General features: G+C 52.1%; 19 protein-coding genes, 1 pseudogene and 1 other annotated feature. Of the genes and pseudogenes, 14 read left to right on the forward strand and 6 right to left on the reverse strand.

Features of this window, described 5'->3' with window-relative positions; genetic code table 11:
• Positions 1-276 precede the first annotated feature (276 nt).
• The 5 genes from AC3WT9_RS26300 to AC3WT9_RS26320 all read left to right on the forward strand — a co-directional run bounded on the left by AC3WT9_RS26300 (position 277) and on the right by AC3WT9_RS26320 (position 10,364).
• A complete protein-coding gene (locus tag AC3WT9_RS26300; RefSeq protein WP_038586643.1) occupies positions 277-858 on the forward strand; it encodes a TetR/AcrR family transcriptional regulator in 582 nt (193 codons plus the stop codon).
• A 227-nt stretch (positions 859-1,085) separates the two neighbouring features.
• Positions 1,086-3,440 carry a YhgE/Pip family protein gene (locus tag AC3WT9_RS26305; RefSeq protein ID WP_341377453.1) on the forward strand — a complete coding sequence of 785 codons (2,355 nt, stop codon included), beginning with the start codon at positions 1,086-1,088 and terminating at the stop codon, positions 3,438-3,440.
• Between the two features lie 470 nt (positions 3,441-3,910).
• Positions 3,911-8,506 carry a glutamate synthase large subunit gene (gene gltB / locus AC3WT9_RS26310; RefSeq protein ID WP_341090129.1) on the forward strand — a complete coding sequence of 1,532 codons (4,596 nt, stop codon included), beginning with the start codon at positions 3,911-3,913 and terminating at the stop codon, positions 8,504-8,506.
• Positions 8,507-8,665: 159 nt separating this feature from the next.
• Positions 8,666-9,583: an ABC transporter ATP-binding protein gene (locus tag AC3WT9_RS26315; RefSeq protein WP_341380324.1), complete on the forward strand. Its 918-nt coding sequence runs from the start codon at positions 8,666-8,668 to the stop codon at positions 9,581-9,583.
• Positions 9,576-10,364, forward strand: a complete 789-nt coding sequence (locus AC3WT9_RS26320; RefSeq protein WP_341090130.1) for an ABC transporter permease — start codon at positions 9,576-9,578, stop codon at positions 10,362-10,364. Before AC3WT9_RS26315 ends, AC3WT9_RS26320 begins: the two co-directional genes overlap by 8 nt.
• 75 nt (positions 10,365-10,439) lie before the next feature.
• Here AC3WT9_RS26320 and AC3WT9_RS26325 read toward each other — a convergent pair whose 3' ends face one another.
• Together AC3WT9_RS26325 and AC3WT9_RS26330 are read right to left on the reverse strand one after the other, a co-directional pair.
• Positions 10,440-10,889, reverse strand: a complete 450-nt coding sequence (locus AC3WT9_RS26325) for a bactofilin family protein (RefSeq protein ID WP_341090132.1) — start codon at positions 10,887-10,889, stop codon at positions 10,440-10,442.
• Positions 10,890-10,902: 13 nt separating this feature from the next.
• Positions 10,903-12,144, reverse strand: a complete 1,242-nt coding sequence (locus AC3WT9_RS26330) for a peptidoglycan DD-metalloendopeptidase family protein (RefSeq protein WP_341377454.1) — start codon at positions 12,142-12,144, stop codon at positions 10,903-10,905.
• Between the two features lie 314 nt (positions 12,145-12,458).
• Here AC3WT9_RS26330 and cls point away from each other — a divergent pair, with 314 nt between their 5' ends.
• Both cls and AC3WT9_RS26340 read left to right on the forward strand, forming a co-directional pair.
• Entirely contained in the window at positions 12,459-13,889 is a 1,431-nt protein-coding gene (cls, locus tag AC3WT9_RS26335) for a cardiolipin synthase (RefSeq protein ID WP_341090135.1), read from the forward strand.
• Between the two features lie 169 nt (positions 13,890-14,058).
• Entirely contained in the window at positions 14,059-14,967 is a 909-nt protein-coding gene (locus AC3WT9_RS26340; RefSeq protein ID WP_341090137.1) for a YitT family protein, read from the forward strand.
• A 180-nt stretch (positions 14,968-15,147) separates the two neighbouring features.
• On the opposite strand, the gene ligD is transcribed toward AC3WT9_RS26340, so the two are convergent.
• The 4 genes and pseudogenes from ligD to ku all read right to left on the reverse strand — a co-directional run bounded on the left by ligD (position 15,148) and on the right by ku (position 18,066).
• Positions 15,148-16,032, reverse strand: a complete 885-nt coding sequence (gene ligD, locus AC3WT9_RS26345; protein WP_341090138.1) for a non-homologous end-joining DNA ligase — start codon at positions 16,030-16,032, stop codon at positions 15,148-15,150.
• 74 nt (positions 16,033-16,106) lie between these two features.
• The gene (locus AC3WT9_RS26350; RefSeq protein ID WP_492408143.1) at positions 16,107-16,313 is read right to left on the reverse strand and encodes an ATP dependent DNA ligase; all 207 of its coding nucleotides are present in this window, start codon (positions 16,311-16,313) and stop codon (positions 16,107-16,109) included.
• A 203-nt stretch (positions 16,314-16,516) separates the two neighbouring features.
• A pseudogene (locus tag AC3WT9_RS26355) lies at positions 16,517-17,041 on the reverse strand (ATP-dependent DNA ligase); the annotation flags it as partial.
• Between the two features lie 62 nt (positions 17,042-17,103).
• Entirely contained in the window at positions 17,104-18,066 is a 963-nt protein-coding gene (ku, locus tag AC3WT9_RS26360) for a non-homologous end joining protein Ku (protein ID WP_341090140.1), read from the reverse strand.
• A 247-nt stretch (positions 18,067-18,313) separates the two neighbouring features.
• Between ku and AC3WT9_RS26365 the strand changes: the two genes are divergently transcribed.
• From AC3WT9_RS26365 to AC3WT9_RS26395, 7 genes are all read left to right on the forward strand, one after another.
• Positions 18,314-18,502, forward strand: a complete 189-nt coding sequence (locus AC3WT9_RS26365; protein ID WP_341090143.1) for a hypothetical protein — start codon at positions 18,314-18,316, stop codon at positions 18,500-18,502.
• A gap of 215 nt (positions 18,503-18,717) precedes the next feature.
• The gene (locus AC3WT9_RS26370) at positions 18,718-18,903 is read left to right on the forward strand and encodes an H-type small acid-soluble spore protein (protein ID WP_076113499.1); all 186 of its coding nucleotides are present in this window, start codon (positions 18,718-18,720) and stop codon (positions 18,901-18,903) included.
• Between the two features lie 303 nt (positions 18,904-19,206).
• A complete protein-coding gene (gene tsaE / locus AC3WT9_RS26375) occupies positions 19,207-19,698 on the forward strand; it encodes a tRNA (adenosine(37)-N6)-threonylcarbamoyltransferase complex ATPase subunit type 1 TsaE (protein ID WP_445744950.1) in 492 nt (163 codons plus the stop codon).
• Positions 19,695-20,528 carry a tRNA (adenosine(37)-N6)-threonylcarbamoyltransferase complex dimerization subunit type 1 TsaB gene (gene tsaB / locus AC3WT9_RS26380; RefSeq protein WP_341090145.1) on the forward strand — a complete coding sequence of 278 codons (834 nt, stop codon included), beginning with the start codon at positions 19,695-19,697 and terminating at the stop codon, positions 20,526-20,528. Before tsaE ends, tsaB begins: the two co-directional genes overlap by 4 nt.
• A complete protein-coding gene (gene rimI, locus AC3WT9_RS26385) occupies positions 20,525-21,049 on the forward strand; it encodes a ribosomal protein S18-alanine N-acetyltransferase (RefSeq protein ID WP_341090146.1) in 525 nt (174 codons plus the stop codon). Before tsaB ends, rimI begins: the two co-directional genes overlap by 4 nt.
• Complete coding sequence (gene tsaD, locus AC3WT9_RS26390) at positions 21,046-22,095, forward strand: tRNA (adenosine(37)-N6)-threonylcarbamoyltransferase complex transferase subunit TsaD (protein WP_341090148.1); 1,050 nt, start codon at positions 21,046-21,048, stop codon at positions 22,093-22,095. Before rimI ends, tsaD begins: the two co-directional genes overlap by 4 nt.
• Before the next feature lie 447 nt (positions 22,096-22,542).
• Positions 22,543-22,833 (forward strand) — a binding site (T-box leader).
• 408 nt (positions 22,834-23,241) lie between these two features.
• Complete coding sequence (locus AC3WT9_RS26395) at positions 23,242-24,816, forward strand: 2-isopropylmalate synthase (protein ID WP_341090150.1); 1,575 nt, start codon at positions 23,242-23,244, stop codon at positions 24,814-24,816.
• The last annotated feature ends 81 nt before the right edge of the window (positions 24,817-24,897 follow it).

Here is a 24,897-nt window from a genome sequence, read left to right on the forward strand (position 1 = left end):
TAATATAAGACTATGTGTGTCCGGCCATTCTATTCTTCCATTTCCCGCAGGGAAACCGCCCTTTTTCAAAGACGAGACAGACGTTTCTTCTTACATTATACAGATAAGACGTAAATAGAAAGTTAAATCACTGCAATAAATTAAAAAAATATACATTGGTTAAAGTATTGCAAACGCGGAGGCATCATGTTAAAGTAAGTAATGACCGAATGACCGGATTAGTAAAATGGTCAAAATGCGGTAGCAGCGATATTTCCGAGGAAAGGGAGTGTACGGGTGGCAGTGGTAGATCGAAGGCAGCAGGTGCTTAAAGCCGCGACGAAATGTTTTTCATTATTTGGCTATAAGGCAACTACAATGGATCAGGTCGCCAAGATTGCGAATGTTGGAAAAGGAACGATTTATACCTTTTTCACGAATAAGGAGCAGCTGTTCGATGAAATCCTGCGTGATGTCATTGTCGAAATGAAAAAAATCGCCGAGCGGGAAATCAAAAAAGATAAGCCTTTTTTTGATAATCTGCACAGGGTTCTGGATGCTTTGCTGGAATTTCGAAGCGAACACGAGCTGTTCATTAAGCTTTCCCAGGAAAGTCGCGATTTCGGAACGCCGCAGGCTGGTGAAGGACTCGACAAGATCGAGAGTGTTGTGCTTGACTATTTGAAACGGGAGGTGGAACAGGCGATTCGTCAAGGCGAAATCAAACCTTGCGACCCCAAGATCGTATCTGTTGTAATGTTTAGACTTTACATTGTGCTGACTGCTGAACTTAACAAGGTGCATGTGCCTTTGAACAAAGAGCAAATCAAACATTATTTTCACTTGTTCTTGTCCGAAGGACTGGCAACAGCAAAGTAAGGTTTGGAGCTGGAATAGGGATGGCATCGTCAACCGTCTGCTTTCCCTGGATGTTCTTTTACTTAGGCGGCAGTGGTAACAAAAACCGAATAGGTTTTTTTTTACCCCGGACTGACCAATTGGGGAAAACAGTCATATGGTATTACTGTAACTTTCAACACAATAGCAAGAGTTGAAGATTCATAGCATTTTAAAAGAGAGCAAACGATTATAAGGAGAGAACCAGAATGAAATCTTTATCCGTGTTTTTCAAGGACCTTGGGGCAGTGCTGAAGAATCCTAAAGTGCTGATCCCAATGTTTGTTGTTCTATTCGTTCCGGTGCTGTACAGCGGGTTGTTCCTGAAAGCATTCTGGGATCCCTACGGTAAAATGAATGAACTGCCGGTCGCTGTCGTAAATGAAGATAAAGGTGCCGACTACGAAGGCTCAAAGCTAACTGCCGGGAATGACCTGATAGAAGAACTTAAGAAAACCGACGGGTTCGAATGGAATTTCGTAACCCGTGACCAGGCAGAAGCAGGACTTGATGACAGTACTTATTATATGGCGATCATTGTGCCTGAAGATTTTTCAGCAAATGCAACAACCTTGCTGGGTACTGATCCCCAGCCGGCCAAAATTATTTATGAACCGAACGAAGGCTTCAATTTCCTTGCCGGCCAAATTGGCGGAACTGCGGTAAAGGATATTAAGACAAAAGTATCGGCCAAAATAACGGAAGCTTATACAGAATCCGTATTCGATAAAATTACGGAGATTGCCAGCGGGCTTGGCGACGCCGGAGACGGCGCAACAAAAATTGCCGATGGCGCAAGCAAGCTGGATGACGGCGCGCTGAAGCTGAAGGATAATCTGGTAGTACTGACCGAGGGCACTGGTAAACTGCTCGATGGTGTAGCGCCGCTTACGAAAGGTGTGAGCGATCTGAATACGGGTGCCGCCGCCATACAGAACGGCAGCAGTACTCTGGCAGGCGGACTCCAGCAATTGTCTGCTGCACACAAGAAACTGCAGGCTGGTGTATCACAGACTGCAGCAGGCAACAAGCAACTGAGTGAAGGCCTTAAGAAGACGGAAACCGGAGCAGCTTCACTTCAGGCTGGTACAGCATCAGCTGTAGAAGGTACGACTAAGCTTCAGGCCGGCACGAAGTCGGTTGTCGATGGCAGTGCTAAGCTGGAAGCGGGACTTACTTCTTCCGTCGAAGGCAGTGCCAAGCTGGAAGCCGGTCTGAAGGCTTCCAAGGATGGCAGCGCGAAAGTGAGCGCGGGAGCCAAAGCAGTGGCCGATGGCCTGCAGCAGCTGGCCAAAACAAATCCTCAGCTTGCAGCCAGCCCTGATGTGCAAAAGCTGCTGGCCGCAAGCACGGCAGTCGCTCAAGGCAGCGCGCAGCTGGATCAAAGTCAGCAGCAGCTCGTGGAAGGCGCATCTGCGCTCCACAGCGGACAGGAGCAGCTTGTGCAGGGTGCAGGACAGCTGCATACCGGTTCTGAGCAGTTGGATGCTGGAGTCAGTCAGCTGCATGACGGAGCGCAGCAGCTGAATGCCGGCAGCACGCAGCTGCTGGAAGGACAAAAACAGCTCGTGGCGGGTGCAACGAAGCTGGAAACCGGCGGCACTACACTTGCCGCAGGAATGAAGCAGTTCGGCGCGAAGCTGGACGAAGCTGCAGCTGGCGGTGCGAAGCTGGCCGATGGCGGCAAGGCGCTGGAAGCCGGAACTTCGAAACTGTTGAATGGAGCAGGACAGTTGAGCAGCGGTCTGACTTCTGTCGCCGATGGCTCGAAGAAGCTAAGCGATGGAGCAGGTCAGCTGAAGGATGGTCTTGATGATCTGAAGGCCGGTTCAGGAGAACTTGCAACGAAGCTTGGCGATGCCGCATCACAGACCAGTTCGGTGAATAAGACCGATGCGTTGGTATCGATGTTCGCCCAGCCGGTGGAGATTGAAGAAGTTAAAGTCAATGCCGTGCCAAACTACGGCACAGGCTTTGCGCCTTACTTCCTGTCCCTTGGACTGTTTGTAGGTGCACTGATCAGCACGATTATTATTCCAATGCGTGATTCCGAAGTGATCGGTGCCAGCCGGTTCAACCGGTTTGTCAGCCGTACGCTTACATTCACAATGATGAGTGTGCTTCAGGCGCTGCTCGCTGCAGTTATTGTTCTGTACGGATTGGGTCTTGAAGTGCAGAATGTACCGCTCTTCTATGCATTTATCTTCATTACCAGTCTTGCCTTCATGTGGATGATCCAGGCGATTGTAACCTGGATGGATCAACCGGGACGTTTTGTGGCTATTGTCATCCTTATCTTCCAATTGACGACAAGTGCAGGTACGTTCCCGCTTGAATTGATTCCGAACTGGATGAAATTCTTCAATCCGCTTCTTCCTATGACCTACAGCGTCAGAGGATTCAAGGCAGTAATTTCCACGGGAGATACGGGTGTAATGTGGAACGATGCAGGCTTGCTTGCGATCTACGGCATTGTATTCCTGGCCCTTACGTTCACCTATTTCATGACCCGCAGTCGTGAAAGTGAAGCTGCTATAAAAAGTGAACAAGTTTTGACTGTATAATCGTTTAATAGCAATAATATAACAATAAGCAGAGGACGCTCCTTTAGGGGCGTTCTTTGCTTATTGCGGAAATGATATGCGCCATTAAAATGACATGTTATGGAAAGAAAACAAAATAAGCGTTTTCATTGCATAAGAACATATTCGGTTTTAATGCATAATTATGCATCGTAAAGATTTTTTACGCTTTTATTCACTAAAGCTGTACCGCAAAAGCAATTGTTAATCAAACTCATAAAAAAGTTTAAATTGCGCTCATGTCAGGTCGATGATAAAATAATATAACCAATCTGCCCTGAATAATTATTAAGATTTTTCTCTGAAATATTTTCCTGTAAATATAATGTAAGTAGAGCTTGCGCTTTACTTTTCCCTTATATTTTTTGTGAAAGTGATGCCGCCGTTATGCAGATCGGCAAGCGGGTTCTTCCGATGATAACTTCTACTTTATTATAGAAAGGTTGCGTACAATGAGACACACTGAACTGCCCGGCAAACAGGGCCTTTATGATCCCCAGTTCGAAAAAGATGCATGCGGCATGGGATTTGTTGCCCATATTAAAGGCACACCGTCCCATGATATTGTAAGTAACGCTTTGACTATGCTCTTCAATATGGAGCATCGGGGGGGCCAGGGTAGCGAGCCGAACTCCGGTGACGGAGCCGGCATCATGCTGCAAATTCCGCACCGTTTCTTTGCAGGGGAAGCCGCTAAGCTTGGCTTTGAACTGCCGGAGCAGGGCCGCTATGGCGTGGGTATGATCTTTCTGTCTCATAACGAGGAGATCCGTGCCCGCCACGAGGCGCTATTGAGCGACATTATTGCAGAAGAAGGCCAAGAGGTGCTTGGCTATCGCGATGTGCCTACCTTTGACGAAATGCTGGGCAAAACTGCCAAGGCAGCGAAGCCTTATGTCCGTCAGGTATTCATCGGCCGTTCCGCAGGCGTCAAGGATGAATTGGCTTTTGAACGCAAGCTGTATGTAATCCGCAAACGCGCAGAACTTGCAATCCGCTATGGCGGTACCGAAGAGGGTGAGTCCTTCTACGTGCCAAGTATGTCCTGTCGTAAGATCGTATATAAAGGCATGCTCACAACTGAGCAGGTAGGCCAGTTCTATCTGGATCTGCAGAACAAAGAGCTGGAATCCGCGATTGCGCTTGTCCACTCCCGGTTCAGCACCAATACGTTCCCGAGCTGGGAGCGTGCCCATCCCTACCGTTTCATGATCCACAATGGGGAGATCAACACCCTGCGGGGGAATGTGAACTGGATGCACGCCCGCCAGTCGCTGTTCAAGAGTGAAGTATTCGGAGAAGACCTCAGCAAGATCAAGCCGGTTGTTAATCCGGACGGTTCCGACACCGCCATGTTCGACAATACGTTCGAGTTCCTGTATCTCAGCGGACGTTCCTTGCCGCATGTGGCCATGATGATGGTACCTGAGCCTTGGAGCAACCATGACAGCATGGATGAGCAGAAGAAGGCATTCTATGAATACCACAGCACCTTGATGGAGCCGTGGGACGGGCCTGCCGCGATGGGCTTCACCGACGGTGTGCAAATCGGAGCCATTCTTGACCGTAACGGTCTGCGTCCTGCCCGTTATTATGTAACCAAAGATGATATGATTATTTTATCCTCTGAAGCAGGAGTTCTTGATATTCCGGCAGAGAATGTACTATATAAAGACCGCCTGAGACCAGGCCGGATGCTGCTCGTGGATACGAAGCAGGGCCGGATTATTTCTGACGAAGAAGTGAAAGCATCCATTGCTTCCGAGCAGCCTTACCGCCAATGGCTGGATGAGCATCTGATCGGACTTGACGAGCTTCCGGATGCACCTGAACTGCCGAACCCGAAACATGACAATGTGCAGCAGCTGCAGCAATCCTTCGGCTACACCTTTGAGGATTTGCGCAAGGTGCTGGAGCCTATGGCTTCAACCGGCGCCGAAGCTGTCGGCTCTATGGGCTATGATGCTCCGCTGGCTGTGCTGTCGGATCGTCCGCAGAGACTTTACAACTACTTTAAACAAATGTTCGCACAGGTAACCAATCCGCCGATTGATGCAATTCGTGAAGAACTGGTAACGTCAACCGCTACGACAATCGGACCGGAACGCAACCTGCTGAAACCAGAACCGGAGAGCTGTCGACAGATCTCGCTGGAATCGCCGATTTTATCGAATGAGGATTTCGCCAAGATCCGCCATGTCCGCCGGGCGGGCTTCAAATCGATGTCTATTCCGATTCTGTTCCCGGCTGAGCTTGGAGCGGAAGGACTGCGTATCGCACTGGAGCGCATGAATGAGGCTGCTGACCGCGTAATGGCCAAAGGTCATAATATTCTTATTCTGTCCGACCGCGGTGTGGACCGCGAGAATGCGGCCATCCCGGCTCTGCTGGCTGTATCCAGCCTGCATCACCATCTGATCCGCTCGGGAACACGTACGAAGGTCAGCATTTTGCTGGAGTCCGGCGAACCCCGTGAAGTCCATCATTATGCGCTTCTTCTGGGCTATGGCGTAAGTGCGGTCAATCCGTATCTGGCCTTCGAAAGTCTGGATGACATGATCAGCCAGGGCCTGCTGCGCGGAATTTCGCATGAGAAGGCTGTGAAGAACTACATTAAGGCTGCGACAAAGAGCGTAGTGAAAATACTGTCCAAAATGGGTATCTCTACTATTCAATCGTACCGTGGCGCACAGATCTTTGAAGCTGTTGGACTGAATTCAGAATTTGTCGACCGTTACTTTACCTGGACGCCTTCCCGTATTGGCGGTATCGGCCTTGAAGAAGTGGCGGCAGAAGCGCTGATTCATCATAACCGCGCCTTCACCGACAAAGACGGCAACGATAAAGTGCTTGATTCCGGCGGCGAGTACCAATGGCGCAGCGACGGGGAAGAGCATCTGTTCAACCCGCAGACCATTCATCTGCTTCAGCACTCCGTGCGGAGCGGCGATTACAATATGTACAAGAAATATGCAGCACTTGTTCAGGGGGAAAGCGAGAAACATCAGACGCTGCGCTCCATGCTGCAATTCAAATCGGCAAATCAGCCAGTTCCGCTGGAAGAGGTGGAATCGGCAGAATCAATTATGAAACGGTTCAAGACCGGTGCGATGTCCTTTGGTTCGATCAGTAAGGAAGCACATGAGACGCTGGCAATCGCCATGAACCGCATCGGCGGCAAGAGCAACACCGGTGAGGGCGGCGAAGATCCGGCACGCTTTATTCCGGACAGCAACGGTGATTCCCGCCGCAGCGCAATTAAACAGGTGGCATCGGGACGTTTCGGGGTGACTTCGAACTATCTCGTGAATGCGGATGAAATTCAGATCAAAATGGCACAGGGGGCTAAACCTGGTGAAGGCGGACAGCTGCCGGGCCGCAAGGTATATCCATGGGTGGCAGAAGTGCGCGGCTCCACAGCAGGCGTAGGTCTGATCTCACCGCCGCCGCATCATGATATTTATTCCATTGAGGATTTGGCAGAGCTGATCTACGATCTGAAGAATGCCAATCCGCGTGCCAGCATTAACGTAAAGCTGGTGTCTGAGGTAGGCGTTGGAACCATCGCTGCCGGTGTAGCCAAAGGCCGTGCTGATATCATTCTGATCAGCGGTTATGACGGAGGAACCGGCGCATCGCCGATGAACTCTATCCGCCATGCCGGTCTGCCTTGGGAGCTGGGTCTCGCTGAGACCCATCAGACACTGATGCTGAATAACCTCCGCGACCGTGTCGTGCTCGAGACAGACGGCAAAATGCTTAGTGGCCGTGACCTGGCAGTAGCAGTATTGCTGGGTGCTGAAGAATATGGATTCGCTACTGCACCGCTTGTAGCCGTAGGCTGCATCATGATGCGGGTGTGCCAGATGGATACCTGTCCGGTCGGTGTTGCAACACAGAATCCGGAGTTGCGTAAGAACTTTACAGGCGATCCACAGCATGTTGTTAACTTCATGACGTTCGTGGCGCAGGATCTGCGTGAGATTATGGCTGAGCTTGGTTTCCGCACCATTGAAGAAATGGTTGGACGCACCGATTGCCTCGACGCTGTACGCGCTTCGAGTCATTGGAAGAAGAAAGGTGTCGATCTGAGCAGCTTGCTTCATACTCCGGCAATGCCGGAAGGAAGCACACGTTTCCGCAGCAAACGCCAGAACCATGGTCTTGAAGAAACGCTCGACGTTTCGAAGCTGCTGGAGCTGGCTGCACCTGCACTGGAATTCGGTACGGTGGTTGAAGCCTCGCTGCCAATCACGAACGTGAACCGTGCGGTAGGAACGATTCTGGGCAGCGAACTGACGCGCAAATATGGAGCGGCAGGCCTGCCTGATGATACGATCCGCCTGCATTTCAGCGGATCTGCCGGACAAAGTCTTGGCGCGTTCATGCCGAAAGGGATTACGATTACGGTCGAAGGCGACTCCAATGACTATGTGGGCAAAGGGCTGTCCGGCGGCAAGCTGATTATTAAGCCATCGCCGAAGGCAACCTTTGCCGCTGAGGACAATATTATTATCGGGAATACGGCGCTTTACGGAGCGACCGGCGGCGAAGCTTACATCAGCGGCATCGCCGGCGAACGGTTCGCCGTCCGCAACTCCGGTGCGAATGTCGTCGTTGAAGGCGTGGGCGACCATGGCTGTGAATATATGACCGGTGGACGCGTCGTTGTGCTCGGTGAAACCGGCCGCAACTTTGCAGCAGGGATGTCCGGTGGTATCGCTTATGTATACGATCCGAACAACAACTTCATCAAACGCTGCAACCTGGAAATGGTGCTCCTGGAGCGGGTCGAAGAACCGGACGAAATCGCTGAACTGCACAGTCTGATTGCCCGTCACACGGAGCTTACTGACAGTGCCGCGGGAAGACGGATTCTGGATGGCTGGGAAGCGGCTCTGCCGAGTTTTGCCCGAGTAATTCCAAAGGATTACAAACGGATGATGGAGCAAATCCGCAAAGTTGAGCAAACAGGCTTGACCGGCGAAGCTGCACTAATGGCAGCCTTTGAAGCCAACATGCGTGAGCTTGCCCGTGTCGGTGGCTAATCTTTAAGCAATTGTCGAAGAACAAGGGACCGTCTCCTTCTGTAATGAAAGGAGACGGTCCCTTTATAATGTAATGTATTTTTCCTGATTTTCATGAAAAAGGTAAGTTGTGGTAGTATAGAAAGATAACTGACGAAAGGGAGTGAAATAATGCCAAATATGGCAGAAGTGTTGAATCCTGTAGCCAGCATTAAGGGCGTCACCAAAAAAATAGGCTCCAAAGCGCTGGTCAGTAATTTAACGCTGGACATTCCGTCCGGTCAAATATTTGGGTTTCTTGGACCAAACGGCGCCGGGAAAACAACGACAATTCGCATGATGGTAGGGCTTATTTCGATTAGCGAGGGAGACATTCTGATCTGCGGCCGCAGCATCAAGGATCAATTCGAAGAAGCGGTAGCCAATATCGGGGCCATTGTAGAGAATCCGGAGATGTACAAGTTCCTGACCGGATACCAGAATTTGCGTCAGTATGCGCGCATGGTGCCGGGTGTAAACAAGCAGCGGATCAATGAGGTTGTGGAGCTCGTCGGGCTTGGACAGAGAATTCATGATAAAGTAAAAACCTATTCTCTGGGCATGCGCCAGCGGCTTGGTGTCGCTCAGGCCCTGCTGCATCGGCCGAAGCTGCTGATTCTGGATGAGCCGACAAACGGGCTTGATCCGCAAGGGATCCGTGAGCTTCGCGATTATTTGCGCCGTCTTTGCCAAGATGAGGGAACAACGGTGTTTGTCTCCAGCCATTTGTTGTCCGAAATGGAGCTGATGTGCGACAGCGTCGCCATTATCCAGAATGGCCGGCTCGTAGATGTGAAACAGCTGAAGACAGTGGGAGACGCAGTAATGCCGACTAAGGAAACACTGTTTGAGGTGAGCAATCCGGAAGCGGCGTTTAGCCTGATTGGCCGTGGAGTATTGAGAGAAGGCGGTCTGGCCGTCGTGGCGGGCCGTGAGGAAGTGGCCGAACTGAATGCGAAGCTGGTGGCAGGCGGCATCAAGGTCTACAGCATCAAAGCGCTGTCCCGCTCACTGGAAGATCAATTCTTGGAAATTACAGGAGGTGAAGGCATTGGGTGAGTTCGCTGCTCTCATACATAATGAGAATATCAAGATTTACAGCCGTGTACGTACATGGATTATGTTGTTCATTCTGGCCTTAATGAGTGCGCTGTTTCCGGCACTGTTCTATTTCACCAGCAGTGGTGATATGTCCAGGATGGGACTATGGCAGAGCTTTCAGACGACCGTGAGCATTGCCTTTTTCCTGAATACGATCTTCACGGTTGTGGTTGCATCCGACTCCGTGGCGGGCGAATTTTCCTGGGGAACAATCAAGCTTTTGCTGATTCGCCCGTGGAGCCGCTCCAAAATACTGCTCTCAAAATATATTTCCATGATCCTCTTCAGTCTGCTCAGCACAGCAATATTAATTGCTTTCGCTTATGGTTCGTCATTGATCTTCTCCCCTTCAGCGGAAGCGGGAGCGTTCAACTTCGGAAATTGGAGTCCGGTTGAATACTCCTTCCTCGACGTGCTCTGCCGTTATGTTGAGCTGTTTCTAACCGCTGCGCTTGCCTTTATGGTTTCCAGTGTATTCCGGGCAAGCGGACTGGCGATCGGTCTGTCTTTGTTTATTATGTTTACCAAAAATTTATTTATCGCCATCTTTAGCCCGGAAAGGTATGAGTGGGCTAAGTATCTGATCTTTACCCACATGGATTTGCGGGGATATATATTGAGCGATGCGGGTCCTGGCGGTGTAACCCTTGGGTTCTCTGCCGCCGTGCTGGCTGTATATTATCTGCTGTTTCTGGCGGTTTCCTGGATCGTATTCCGTAAAAGGGATGTCGCCGCTTAAGACCGTACGTAAATGGAATGTGAGGCGGGTGCATGTGGGAAGCTGCGGGAATGAGCCCAGACAGGTTCAAACCGTTTAGCCGGCTTCCAGTTTGCTCTGCGCCTTGGAGGCACGTTTACCTGCCTTGTCCTTATTCTTATCTTCCTGAAGTCCGCCCGCTTTCTCCGGGGCGGGCTGTTCTGTCATGCCTATGGAACCGTTAAGCACACTTCCCTCCATAATGCTGAGCGTCCCTGCAAGGATGTTGCCGTGGAGTTGTCCGGTTCCAGTCATGGTGAGGCGGCGGTCGGCGGTAACATCACCGAACACTTTGCCGGCTATAATGATCTCCTGAGCTTTAATGCTGGAACGGACCGTTCCTTGTTCACCTACGGTCACTGTCCCCTGGCACTGAATTTCCCCGCTGAAATTGCCTTCAATCCGCAAATTAGTATCACACTGCACCTTGCCCTCCAGTGTACCTCCAAGACCAATCAGCGAGTCAGTAGACTTAAAGGATGCCTGCTGCTTTGGTTTATTCCACACTTTTGATTCCTCCTTAGGGTTTTACATAATTGAGCGGATTTACCGCCTTGTTCTGTTTTACCACCTGAAAATGAAGATGGGGACCTGTACTGCGCCCCGTATTGCCCAGCATTCCGATTTGCTCGCCTTTGTTCACCTTGTCACCAGCTTTGACGGTCATTCCGTTCAAATGCATGTACCAGGTCTCCAGACCGTTTGTATGCTCGATAATAATGTATTTTCCTCTTGCACCCATCTGATCGGAGGCGGTGACCACACCAGCCATTGCTGCATAGACAGGATCACCGATATCACCGGCAATATCAATGCCGGAATGATAGGCGGAAACGCCCTTGAAAGGGTCGGAGCGGTAACCGAAGCTTGAGGTGATCACATTGGAGTGGGTGGGCCAGATCACGGCCGGTGCCAAGCGGGCTTTTTCGGCGAGCGCTTTTTTGGCCTGAAGGTTGGCTTGAACGCTGTTTGCCCTCTCGGCCTGGGTAATCGTAATGGAGATGCTGTTCACCATCTCTTCAAGCATGCTGCGGATTTCTGCATAATCATCTTTAGTTTGCCGGACCAGCTCCAAGGGATCCTCCTGATAGACCGCGATATATTCACCGCCTACCTGTGGGGTTACCTTACTGCCCAGTACCGATGAAAGCGCCCCGATCCGGTAGCTTACACCGGACAGCGAAGAAGAATTGGAAACCGCTGCAGCCGTGTAATTTACACCATTTATCACTGTTGTAACGGCTGGAGCAGATCCGTCTATGGTGTCCAGTGAAGCTGTGGCATGAGAGAGCGTCCCTGATGACGCATTGGAGGAGGATGTCTTTTCGGTATCGGAGTCTGTGCCTGTACCCTTACCTTTACCTGGGTCTGTTCCAGTGGTGGACCCGCTCTCCTTGTCAATCAGCGACTGGAGCTGCGCTTCCAGCTCACTGACACTTTTTAGCTTGTCTTTGATGTTCTTGGCCTCCTCCGACAGCTCAGTCACCTGACTGCGGAGCTGCTGGAGTGTCTGGTCCTTATCGGCGACCTTCATTTCCATTCGAAGATTAGTCAGGGATAGCGCCGCTGCTTCCGATTCCAGCTCCGCAATCGAGCGGGAGGCATGAAAATGCATGGAGGTGACCAGACTGGAGATAGACAGAGCGGCTGCGGCCGGGAGGGCCAGGGCAAGCGGCCTCGATAGCTGAAGTTGTCTGACCGGACGTCCGGCTTCGCGGACGACGAGCAGTGTAATCTTGTTATGATCGGGCTGACTCTTCATAGCTACTCCTTTCTGCGGCTTGTGCAGCCGCCTCGTGGTAACTAAAACTCCGTGCCTGCGAGTGTTAGCTATTAAATGGGCTCATCCGAATTGTCCTACTACTCTATGTATTCCAGGCCTTTGGCGAACATGACAACGGTTTGGTTGAATAAAGAAGGAGAGTTACGGCAAAACCTGTACTAGAATTGGCTTGGGTACAGCTAATTACCGGTTTTTCATGGAGGACATAGTGATGCAGGTGCCAAAGCCCGAAACCGGCTTGTACGAAGCTCAGGCAGGAGACAGTTATTCTAGACTTTCAGGAGGTGTGCGCCTTGAGAATATTTGCAATTATTTTATGCCTTTTTATTCTGCAGATTGCCGTAATACTGATGCTGGAGCACCGCCGTCCGCAAAGAGCGCTGGCCTGGCTGTTCATTACATTCTGCTGCCCGCCTGCAGGGCTGTTGTTCTATTATTTTTTGGGCCGTGATTATTGGCAGAACCGCAGGATCGGCAAACGCTGCTCGCCGCTGCTACGTGAAATTCGCACCCACGTCTCCGGCAAAATTAAGATTGTGAAAAATACGCCAGACACCGGGAACCCGGAGTTTGAAGGCCGCGATGAACTGCTGCATCTGCTCTCCAGGCTCTCGGAAAGTCCAGTTACCGGACGCAATAAGTGCCGGATACTTTCCAGCGGCCAAGAGGCCTATGAGGATATGCTGGAAGCGATGGAAACGGCGCGGGAGAATATCCATCTGGAGTTCTATATTTTTCGGGATGATGTCACCGGTGAGCGGTTTAAAGAAGTCATGATCCGCAAATGCCGCCAGGGGGTTAAAGTGCGTCTGCTATGCGACGGCCTCGGCAGCCATAAGCTGAGCCGCGGATTTATTCGCACCTTAAAAAATGCGGGCGTAGAAGTCCATTTCTTTCTGCCGCCGCTGACCTCACTTATGGACCGCCGCTTTAATTACCGCAATCACCGCAAAATCCTGGTTGTTGATGGTCTAATAGGATATACGGGCGGATTGAATGTCGGGGATGATTATTTGGGCAAGGACCCCAAGCTGGGCTATTGGCGGGATACCCACCTGCGGCTTGAAGGAGATGCAGTCTATAATCTGCAATACGTGTTTCTCAAGGATTGGAGATTGGCGGCAGGAGACGCACTTAGCCATCCGCGCTTTTTTCCAAAGCACAGCTGTGAAGAACAGGAGACTGTACTGATTGTGGCAAGCGGGCCTGATGGAGCAATAGATGCCTCTCTGGAGATGTATTTTGCTGCATTATGTGCAGCCAGGCAGCGAATCTGGATTGCTTCTCCGTATTTCATTCCCGATCCGACGATTTGCCGGGCCCTTAAGAATGCTGTGCTCAGCGGTGTGGATGTGAGAATTATTATCCCGGCCACACCAGACAACAGGCTGGTTTATAATGCTTCTCTATCCTATCTTGAGAATCTGCAGGATGCCGGGGTGAAATTCTACCGCTACAAGAAGGGATTTATGCATGCCAAAGTCATGATCATAGACGATCTGCTGGCTACTGTGGGCAGTGCCAATCTGGACATGCGCAGCTTTTACTCCAACTTCGAGCTTACCGCGGTGCTGCTCCAGCCGGAGATCATTACTTCACTTAAGTCAGCGTTCCAGAATGATCTCAAACATAGCGAATTTATTGACCCTGGGAAATTTAGCAGGAGGGGACGAAATGTCAAGTTGATTCAAGGGCTCTGTCAGCTGCTTTCACCGCTATTATGACGGAAAAATGGTCAAAATCCTAACTTTTCGAAGGCGCAAACATGTTCCGTTCCTTATTTTAGCTTCTTTTATGATATAATATAGGTATAAGAAGAAATTTAAGAAAGTATAGCTCAACAATTATGCTTTCGATTATTCTTGTTTATACTTTTTTTATAGGGGGAGTTCTATGACTGTAAGCCAAAAAGTCTTTACGAATGAGGAACAGAAGAAACCGCAGAAGTCGGGGGCTTTGAAGACCGCCAGACTGGCCCATCGGATCATTATGATGGTGCTCGGGGCGGGTATGATGTCTGTTGCACTGGAGATTTTTCTTGTTCCCAATCAGTTGATTGACGGCGGAATTACGGGTATTTCTATTATGCTGTCCGATATTTTTGACATCCCGCTCGGGATTTTGCTTACGCTGCTTAACTTGCCGTTTCTGGTTATAGGTTACAAGCAGATTGGCAAAACCTTTGCCTTATCCACATTATTTGCCGTAGTAGTAATGTCCATCGGTACTCAGCTGCTGCATCCTGTAAATCCCATAACGGTGGAACCACTGCTTGCCGCAGTGTTTGGGGGCGTCATTCTCGGCGTGGGTGTAGGGCTCGTTGTACGCTATGGGGGATCACTGGATGGTACAGAAATTGTCGCCATTCTTTTGTCTAAGAAGCTGCCGTTTTCCGTAGGTGAGGTAGTTATGTTTTTCAACCTGTTTATTCTTTCGAGCGCAGGTTTTGTGTTTGGCTGGAATAATGCGATGTTTTCTCTAATTGCTTACTATATTGCGTTTAAGCTGATTGATATTACGCTTGAGGGGCTTGATCAATCCAAGTCGGTATGGATTATCAGCGATAAATTCCGTGATATCGGCGAAGCGCTGACCGAGCGTCTGGGACGCGGCGTTACCTATCTCGATGGGGAAGGCGGTTTCTCCGGTGAGAACAAGAAAGTGATCTTTGTGGTAATTACCCGTTTGGAAGAAGCCAAAATGAAGTCGATTGTTGAGGATTGGGATTCCGATGCCTTTATCGCAATTGGCAATATCCATGATGTTAAAGGCGGCCGCTTTAAGAAAAAATCAATCCACTAGCGATTCTCACAACCTGAGCGCTATCCGAAGGAAGGTATATTTACGAAAGTCAGAGTAATCAATAGGGTGGCTTGCGTTTGGCAGCGCCGTATTCTCATATATAACCTTCCGTCCAAAAACTGGACGCCTGATAAGCCCGCAGCCTGAAAAGGCAGTTGCGGGCTTATTGCTGCTTCAGAATCAAGGGAGCCGGGAGATAATGTTCTCTACCGGCTGAGGCGGTACGCTAACAATTAAATCGCCCATGCGGCTGAGGCGTTCCTCAATATTCAGCAGATGAAAATCTGCAGGGGAGACATTGCGCTGCACCTCTTCCCATAAGAGGGGAGTAGAGACGGTGGCCAGCGGTCTGGCACGAGGTGTATAAGGAGCGGCAAGGGTTTTACCTCCGTAATGCTGAAGATAATCAAAGTAAATTTTGTCTCCGCGGTGTTTCTTCAGCCGCTCCAGAGTGAACAAATCAGGACGTTTCTCGGTGACATAACGTCCCACAAAATGCCCGATCTTGCGCAAGTCATCAAAAGTAACACCGGGCCGAATAGGAATGATGATCTGCACACCTGTGGCCCCCGAAGTCTTCGGAACGGAAGCCAGTCCCAGTGATTTCAATACTTCACCGACAGTGGCGGCCGCTTCCATGATCCGCGGCTCCACCTCAAGGGAGGGATCAAGATCAATCATCCATTCACAGGGAAGCCCGCTTCCCGCATAGTGCAGGGAAGGGTGAAACTCCAGTGCAGCCAGATTGCCCAGCCAGAGCAGCTCCGGCAAGCCCTGAAGTACGATATAGTTGATTTTGTCCTGTACCGCTGTTCGGACAAAGTCCGGCAGGGGGTCCGGGGCGTTTTTTTGATAAAAAGACGTGCCGGAAATACCGTGGGGGTAACGGATTACCGTCAGCAGCCGGTCCCGGCAATAGCGCAGCAAATACGGCGAGAGTGCGGCAAGCTTTTCCAGATAGATGCGTTTGGTAATCCCTGCTTCGGGCCATAATGGTTTATCGGGGTTCGTTATCGTAATTTCTTGTCCGGCTATAGTAATGGAGCCTTTGATTGTTGCCGGCATGCCGGATCTCCTCCCTTCCCGTCCTCGTACATAACTGCAGCACACACTTTTTGCGCTTAATCCCTTGTTTCTAATTACTCCTTCTGCTCAATCCGGCAAGACTGCGGCGGCAGATCTACTTGTGCTTGAATGACCGGCTGGCGAAAGGTACCTGAGCTGTTCCATTCCAGAAAATGAAGCTTGAAGACCAGCTCGGGCTTGATCCATACCGCATGGGCAGGGCTGCAAAAGGCATCTTCGGTACGGTGAGGCGGTGGGCTTCCGCAGTCACGTTCCGCCAATCCGCTGCCGTCATTCTGCCCGCACCGGCATGACCGATGTAATGCAGCTTGCCTTCGTTGTCGTACAGGCCGAAAAGCAGCGCATTTACAATCCCGTCACGAAAGGTTACCCCGCCGGCGACGGCAGTTACATCGGAGATGATTTTCCGCTTCTGCCAGCGTTTGTCCTTCCCTCCCGGCGCGTAAGTACTATTCACGTCCTTGCATACGATGCCTTCCAGACTGCCGCTTTGGGCTGCGGAGAACAGCTCCGCCGGATTGGCATAACTCGGCACATTCTGGACATGGGGATGGGGCAGCAGCATTTCATTTAAGTACTGCTGCCTCCGGGATAAGGGCTGATCGAGCAGCCATAGTCCGTTGCAATACAGGATGTCAAACACCATATATAGAACAGGAACCTGCGGTCTAACCGCCCGGATGGCCGCTTCATTCTTCAGGCTGTCGCGGCGCATGACCTCATGGAAGGAAGGTTTGCCGCCACTGAGCGCAATGACTTCTCCGTCAAGGATAAAAGAGCCGGCCCGGCAATAGCTGCGGGGCTCGGCCAGCTCGGGATACTGTGGCGTGCGGCGGTTGCCCCGGCGGTTAATGAGCTCGGCATGGCTGCCATCGTAATAAGAAAGCATGCGTACACCGTCCCATTTGATTTGTGCGATCCACTCGCTGCCGGACGGAAGCTGTGCGGCCAGTACAGGCTCAAATGGAATGACAGGCTGCAGCTTCATAGCAACCCCTCCTAAAGGGAATATAAGCGGGAAAAGCGCTTAGGCTTCAACCCGTGCATAGCTTAGGAAACCGTATCTTTGCTCTTGGCGGTACGGCGTTTCGGCTTGGGTGAAATAACCGGAATCGGGCCGGTTGCTTCGTTAAGCACAGCGGCTGCGGGAGCGGAGGCTGTGGCCTTGGCGGTTTTTTTCCTGGCAGCGGCTGTTTGCGGTTTGGCAGCAGAACCGGACGGGGAGGGCCCGGGGTCCGACGGGATATGCTGGACTGCTTCGATGCTGGCCTGCAGCGCGGCCATCAGGTCGATTACATTGCTCTCCTGCCGCGCCGGAGCAATATGGAACTCTTCACCGGCAATTTTATGTGAGATCAGATCCAGCATCCGCTGGCGGTAATCATCGGTATATTTTGCCGGCTCGAAGGGTGTGGACAGCTGGGAGATGAGCAGTTTGGCCATATCCAGCTCCTTGTCATTGACCATTCCGGCTTCCGGCAGGCCTGGAACCTGGGAGACGGGCCGCACCTCATCGGGATAATAGATGGTTTCAATCGCCAGGCAGTCCGACAAGACACGGATGGCGGCGAGACTGCTTTTGGAGCGGATGGAAATTTTGGCAATGCCTATCTTTCCGGTCTGGCGCATAGCTTCCATGAGCAGCCGGTAGGCATTCATCCCGGCCTGATCGGGAGAAAGATAATAGGTCTTTTGAAAATAAATCGGATCTATCTCCGTTAAATCCACAAAGTCTAGAATGGTGATGCTTTTGCTGCTCTCCTCGGTAAGCTGATCCAGGTCCTCTTTGTCGAAGAGGACAAACTTTCCCTTCTCATACTCATAGCCTTTGCCGATTTCTTCCCAGGCTACTTCCTTGTCACACACGGGACATTTGCGCACGTATGACAGCGGACTGCCGCATTCCTTGTGGATATAACGCAGGGAAATGTCCTTATCCTCCGTGGCGGAGAACATTTTGACCGGAACATGTACAAGGCCGAAGCTGATGGCTCCTTTCCAAACGGTATGCATGGATATCGCCTCCTGATAATAAGTGCTTTGGCTTAGTATGGGGCGGCGGGGCTTTTTCTAGCCGGATGCATTTTTTGCGAACCATGGGAAAAAATAAAATCAGGTCCCCATGGACGAGCAGCGTCATTTTGCATCAGCTTGCGGTAGAAGACTGGGAAATGGAAGCACAATGAAGTACACGGAGAACAGTGAATTAGGCAAACCTTGAAGGATGAAAAAAGAATCAGGAAGGCAGAGGAGGTACTATATGGGGCGTGGACCGAATGAATGGATCGACAGCTTATCGGAGCAGGATATTCCGGCAGAGGTCGTGGATTGGGAGAACATTATTGCGGTACGGGATGACAATGGGTTAAGTGATGAGTCAGAGCACCTCGATGCCGTGGCGACGATTGGTGAACCGCCTACTGCCGAGGAGGAGACAGAGGAACATTGACCTTAGTGTGATGTTGTGAAGGAATGGAGCCAAGCCAGTGTGCAAAAAAGCGTATATTTACAAAAATAAAGAGCAAGCTTCCCGAAGCTAGTTCTGTACGAAGGTAAATCAATGGGGCATCTGCTCACAAAACTTAAGTACAAGCTTCCGAAGCTAGTTTTGTCGAAGCTAAAACAATGGAGCATATGCTTACAAAACTTTAAGGAGCCAAAAAAATGGATGTACAGCGGGCGAAGGCTATTTATGCCTCCAAAGAAATGATCTCCGTACATTTGGATGGAGAGCCGGTATGGATTGAGCATGTTGATGCGGATAATGGCATGGCTACGGTGCAGGTCGGCTCTCGGCCGACCAATACGCATACCGTCGGTGTGGAACGGCTGGAGGAGCAGGGAAGTTAGAATTAATGGCAGGCAATGAACCTAACCGATTGAAGGGATACCCCCTGTTCAGTCGGTTTTTTGTATTTGCCAATTGTCGCTGCATTCGGATTATGAAACCGTTAGAATAAGTGGACTCGCATAACCTGCTCTCCCTGCGCCCGGGAAAGGATAACTGCACTTGCAGCATAAGAAAGACCGGCAACGGGGGCTTTGCTGCCGAGGGACAGGAGTAGATCGGGTTGTTGCGGTAGCAGTACCATACCGATATAATTAAGAGTATTGTTACCGGCAAGGTATATTCTAAAAGGTGGTAGTTGCAGCTTGGACAATAATGTTGAAACGGTGTTTACTTACCGTTCTTACAGCTTGCAGGATACGGAGCTGCTCGCTGCCGCTGTCGCTGCTGCTTCAACGGCGGGGATGGTTATCGGCCTGGACGGCGATTTGGGTGCGGGCAAAACGGCATTCTCGCAGAGGTATGCCCGCCATTTGGGCGTACAGGGGATTGTAAACAGTCCTACTTTTACAATTATTAAAGAATATGAAGGCAGATTGCCGCTGTATCATATGGATGTATACCGGATTTCGCTTCAGGAAGCGGACGAGCTGGGGCTGGATGAATATTTTTACGGGCGGGGCATTTGCCTGGTGGAATGGAGCAGTATTATACAAGAGTTGATGCCGCCGGGGCATCTGCATATATACATGGAAACAGCCGGGCCGGACGAACGACTGATCACGGTTACCGGAATCGGAGAGCCTTACGGCGAGGTCTGCCGGGCTCTGATCCAGAAGTGGGGTAAAGAAAGATGACGAATGAAAATAAAGAGCCGCGCAAGCGGTTTTTGTCGCTGGATACATCAACGGCTGTCCTGGGTGTGGCCATAACGGGAGACGGCAGGCTTTTGCATGAAATCAATGCATCCGGGGAGCGGAACCATTCGGTTCATCTGCTGCCGATTATTCAGGAGGCTTTGCAGGCCTCGGGGACTACCCCCGGTATGCTGGCTGGAGTCTCCGTCGGAGTCGGGCCCGGTTCGTATACGGGAACCCGCATTGCGGTTACAGCAGCGAAGACGCTGGCCTGGGCCTGGAAGGTTCCGGTAGCAGGTGTGTCGAGCCTGCATGCACTGGCCTGGGGCGGCTTTGGCGCCGCTCTTGCACAGCAGCACCCAGAAGCCGAAGGACAGGTGCCGGAGAAGGCCGGGAACGGCCCGGACTGGATTATTCCGCTGCTCGACGCGCGCCGGGGTCAAGCCTATACGGCGTTGTTTGCCGCAAGTGGCGATGAGGCCCCGCGGCGGCTTGAGCCCGATGCGATCCGCCTTATGGCAGATTGGGTGCTGCAGCTGGAAGAACGGCTTAAGCAGGCAGCAGCAGAGGGTGTAAAACCCCGTATCCTGTGGTTTGTCGGGGAGACTGAGCTGCACGGCAGCGAGGACAGCCTTCGTACATTGATGGAAGAAGGTTGTGTGCGGGCCGTGCCTTATGAGCTGGAGGGCCGCTGGACAGGCTTCCTTGGTGAGGAACGGCTGCTGGCGGGGAGTGACGATATTCACGGGTTAATCCCGAACTATACCCAGCTTTCCGAAGCGGAAGCGAATCTGCGCCGGAGCAGTGAAGGGAGCCTGAACAAAAGATGACGGAATCGGAGCCAATTAGAGACCCGGAGAGCGAGCTTATTTTCCGCCTGATGAAGCTGGAGGATATTCCCGAAATTCTTATAATTGAGCGGGAAGCCTTCACTATGCCATGGACCGAGGAAGCGTTCCGCAACGAGCTGACGCATAATCATTTCGCTAAATATATGGTTATGGAGCTGGAGAGCCATATTATTGGATACGCCGGAATGTGGGCAATTGTGGACGAGGCCCATGTGACGAACATCGCCCTGCTCGAGGCTTACCGGGGACGAAAATGGGGGGATAGGCTGCTGGATGAACTGATGAAGACAGCCGCTTATTTAGGCATGAAGTCGATTACGCTGGAGGTACGGGTCTCCAACGAGGTAGCCCAGAATTTATATCGGAAAAAAGGCTTCCGGCCCGCGGGTACCCGCAAGGGCTACTATTCAGACAACCGTGAGGATGCGCTTATTATGTGGGCGGATCTGCCGGAGTACGAGGAGCATGGAATGATGGAAGGAAGCGTGGATCTGAAATGAAGACAGAAACGGGCGGAGCTCAGCCTGTACTTATATTAGCTATTGAAACCAGCTGTGACGAGACATCGGTCGCGGTCATCAAGGACGGCAGCGAGGTGCTGTCGAATATCATTTCAAGCCAGATTGAGACGCACCGTGCGTTTGGTGGTGTAGTTCCTGAGGTGGCTTCACGCAAGCATGTCGAGGTTATCACGCTGGTGATCGAAGAAGCGCTGACAGCGGCGGGTGTTGAGCCGCAACAGCTGACCGCAGTTGCCGTAACGCAGGGTCCTGGGCTGGTCGGCGCGCTGCTGGTTGGCGTAGTTGCGGCCAAGAGTCTTGCGCTGGCCTGGGGCAAGCCGCTGATCGGCACGCATCATATTGCCGGGCATATTTATGCCAACCGGCTGGTCAAGGAATTGCAATATCCCTGCATGACTCTTGTAGTGTCCGGGGGACACACTGAACTCGTGAATATGGAACGGGAAGGGGAATTCCGGATCATTGGACGCACCCGTGACGATGCAGTAGGCGAGGCTTATGACAAAGTGGCGCGGGCCCTTGGTTTTCCTTATCCCGGCGGCCCCCATGTAGACCGGCTGGCCCGGGAGGCGGAGGAAGCTGTGCCGCTGCCGCGGGTCTGGCTGGAGCCGGATTCCTATGATTTCAGCTTCAGCGGTCTGAAGTCGGCTGTGCTGAATGTAGTCAACCAGAGCAAGATGAAGGGGCTCACACCGGATGTTGCCGGCATCGCCCGCGGTTTTCAGGAGTCGGTTGTCGAGGTGCTCGTAGAGAAAGCCGTCCGTGCCGTAAAAGCCTGCGAGGCCAAACAGCTCCTTCTGTGCGGCGGGGTTGCCGCGAACAAGGGCTTGCGTGAAGCGCTGATTGCCCGTTGTGACAGGGAAAAGATTGAACTGATCATCCCGCCGCCAGTGTACTGCACCGACAATGCAGCGATGATCGGCGCAGCGGCCTATATCAAGTGGATGCATGACGGAGACACACCGCTGGACATGGTGGCCGATCCCGGCTTGTCGCTGGAGAAGTGGTCGGTAGCCGCCTATTGACAGCCTCTGGAGGCGCGGGTATAATCAAGGGCAATTAAACGAAACAAACGCGATGAATGGAAGCAGTAAGGAAACTCCGGGATAAGAGAGCTGCGGGCAGGTGCGACGCAGTCGAAGGAGCCCTGAACTCGTCCGGGAGCGGAGCGGTGGAAGCAGGGGCCTCCTGTTCACAGGAGCGTTGAACGGCGTGGAGGATTGCCGTACCTTTCGTACACCGTTACGGGTTACCTCCGTGAGAGGGTGGTCGGGTAAGACAGGCGGAATTATTATGAGGCCGGATGATCTTACTTGGCTGTAAAGTGGATATCTTAGGATGGCAGAGGTTTGGCTGATCCGTGATATCAACAAGAGTGGTACCGCGAAGGTTAACAGCCTGTCGTCTCTTGAATGAGATGGCAGGCTTTTTTGTATGGATTTTCAGGGATGCAGAGGTCAAAATCAATATCAATACACGCAATGAACGGGAGCAGTAGATGACGAAGGTGAACAGAGAGCTGCGGGGTGGTGCAACGCAGTCACCGGAAAACATTGAATCTCGCCCGGGAGCGGAGCGGCGGAAAGGCTTGAGGTACGCCGCAACGGTTGTCCCCGTTAACGGACCTTCATGTATCGCGGTTGGTTCCTTATGGAACCGGTACGATACATGGGGAAGAGCTGGACGCAGCTGGGCTTGGCATTGCCAGGAGCCTATGCGTCAAAAAGAGTGGTACCGCGGAGGGGTGACCCGCCGTCTCTTTATTGAGACGGCGGGTTTTTGCGTTGTTCAGGAGGTGAACGGGGGTACCGGACACCTCCGGTAACGGCGTTTGAGAGTGACGGCTTTCCGCATGCTGCGGGAGGCACACTCTCTACTTGCTGCCGGCAGCAGTGGGCGGGAAATCAGCAGAGCCGCAAGTCGACGTGCGGTTCTGCACAAGAAGTGCCAGGGAAGAACACGTAAGACCTAACTGGAAGACAAAGTGTGAGACAGACAGGATGACAATATGTTAGACAGACTGTAATACAAACTGTAATACAATCGGTAAACCAAAAATGTAATCCAAAATGTAATACAAAAGCTCAGACCACCACGCTGACCAACTCAGCAAAATGCATACTCACACTAAGGGGATGCGGTCAATCAACCCACTTTCAGGAGGTTATTCCATGATTATTCCGGTGAAGAAACGTATACAGATTTTTGACACGACGCTGCGAGACGGTGAGCAGGCCCCCGGTGCGAGCCTGACTCCCGAGCAAAAGATAATATTGGCCTACAAGCTCGCTGAACTGGGTGTCGATGTGCTGGAGCCGGGTTTCCCGGTCTCGAGTCCGGGTGATTTTGCAGCGGTGGAGACGATTTCCCGCAAGGTGGAGGGCGTAGAGATTTGCGGCTTCGCCCGCGCGGTCAAAGGTGACATTGATGCCGCAGTCCGGGCAACCCGGGACGCGCAGCGCCGGCGGATTCACCTGTTCATCTCCTCTTCCGACATTCACCTGCGCCATCAGCTGCGTAAAAGCAGACCCGAGGTGGTTGCTGCCGCCCGCGAAATGACAGCCTATGCCCGCCAGTTCTGCGATGTCGTGGAATTTACCGCCATGGATGCCGCCCGGACGGGGATCGATGATCTGATCGAGATGGTGGAAGCGGTCATTGAAGAGGGGGCGACTATTATTAATCTTCCGGATACAGTCGGCTATGCGCTGCCGCAGGAATACGGAGAGATGTTCCGCCGGGTGCGGCTGGGTGCCAGAGGCGGCGGGAACGTGAGCTACAGTGCCCATTGCCACAACGATTTAGGCCTTGCTGTAGCGAACAGCCTGGCAGCGATTGCGGGCGGTGCGACCCAAATCGAGGTCACGGTCAACGGCGTCGGTGAACGTACAGGCAACTGTGCATTGGAGGAGTTGGTTATGGCTCTGGAAACCCGCGGGGACGTCCTTGGCGCAGAGACGGGAATCGTCCTCGAAAAGCTGTACGATACTTCGCGGATCATCAGCGGGGCGATGCATTTTCCGATTGCCTACAACAAGCCGGTTGTCGGCAGAAACGCCTTCCAGCATGAATCGGGGATTCATCAGGACGGCCTGCTGAAGGACCGCAGCACCTATGAGATCATGGACCCTGAACGGCTGGGCATTCCGCGCAGCATGATCATTCTGGGTAAGCATTCCGGCAGACATGCGCTGAAGGACCGGGCAGCGAAGTACGGTATTGCCCTGGATTCGGCAGAGCTTGATACGCTCTACGAATCGTTCAAGGAGACCGCTGACCGTCAAAAGGCTGTCAGCGACGACGAACTGCTGCGGATGGTCAGCAGCACAACAGGGCAGCAGGCGCAGGTCTACGGGCTGGGCGAGGTTCAGGTGCTGGCCGGCAGTGCGCCGCGCCGTGTAGCTGCCGTTACGGTGCATCACCTGAAAAGCGGCAAGGAGACCTCGCATACCAGCACCGGCAACGGTCCGCTGGAGGCAGTCATTGCAGCGATCGCCCAAGGCATCACTGAAGAGATCCGCTTTGACGGTCTGGAGCTGCATTCGCTCGGCAGCGGTGAGAATGCTCAGGCTGAGGCTGCTGTAATGGTGGAATGGGCAGGCTGCAAATTCCGGGGGACAGCGATCCATCAGGATATTGTAATGGCAGCGGGGATTGCCTACATTGCTGCATGCAATTCGGCGCTGCTGTCTGCCGGGGAAGAGGCTGATCCGGTGGCAGCGGAATTTCAGGCCGCGGAATCCTAAAGAAGCGCGAAGAATCCTCCTCAGGCCGTTGAGTTTTCTGGCTGAGGAGTACATGGAAAAGCCCTCATCCTGTGCACAGCA

Source organism: Paenibacillus sp. EB106-06-01-XG199 (assembly GCF_058791575.1).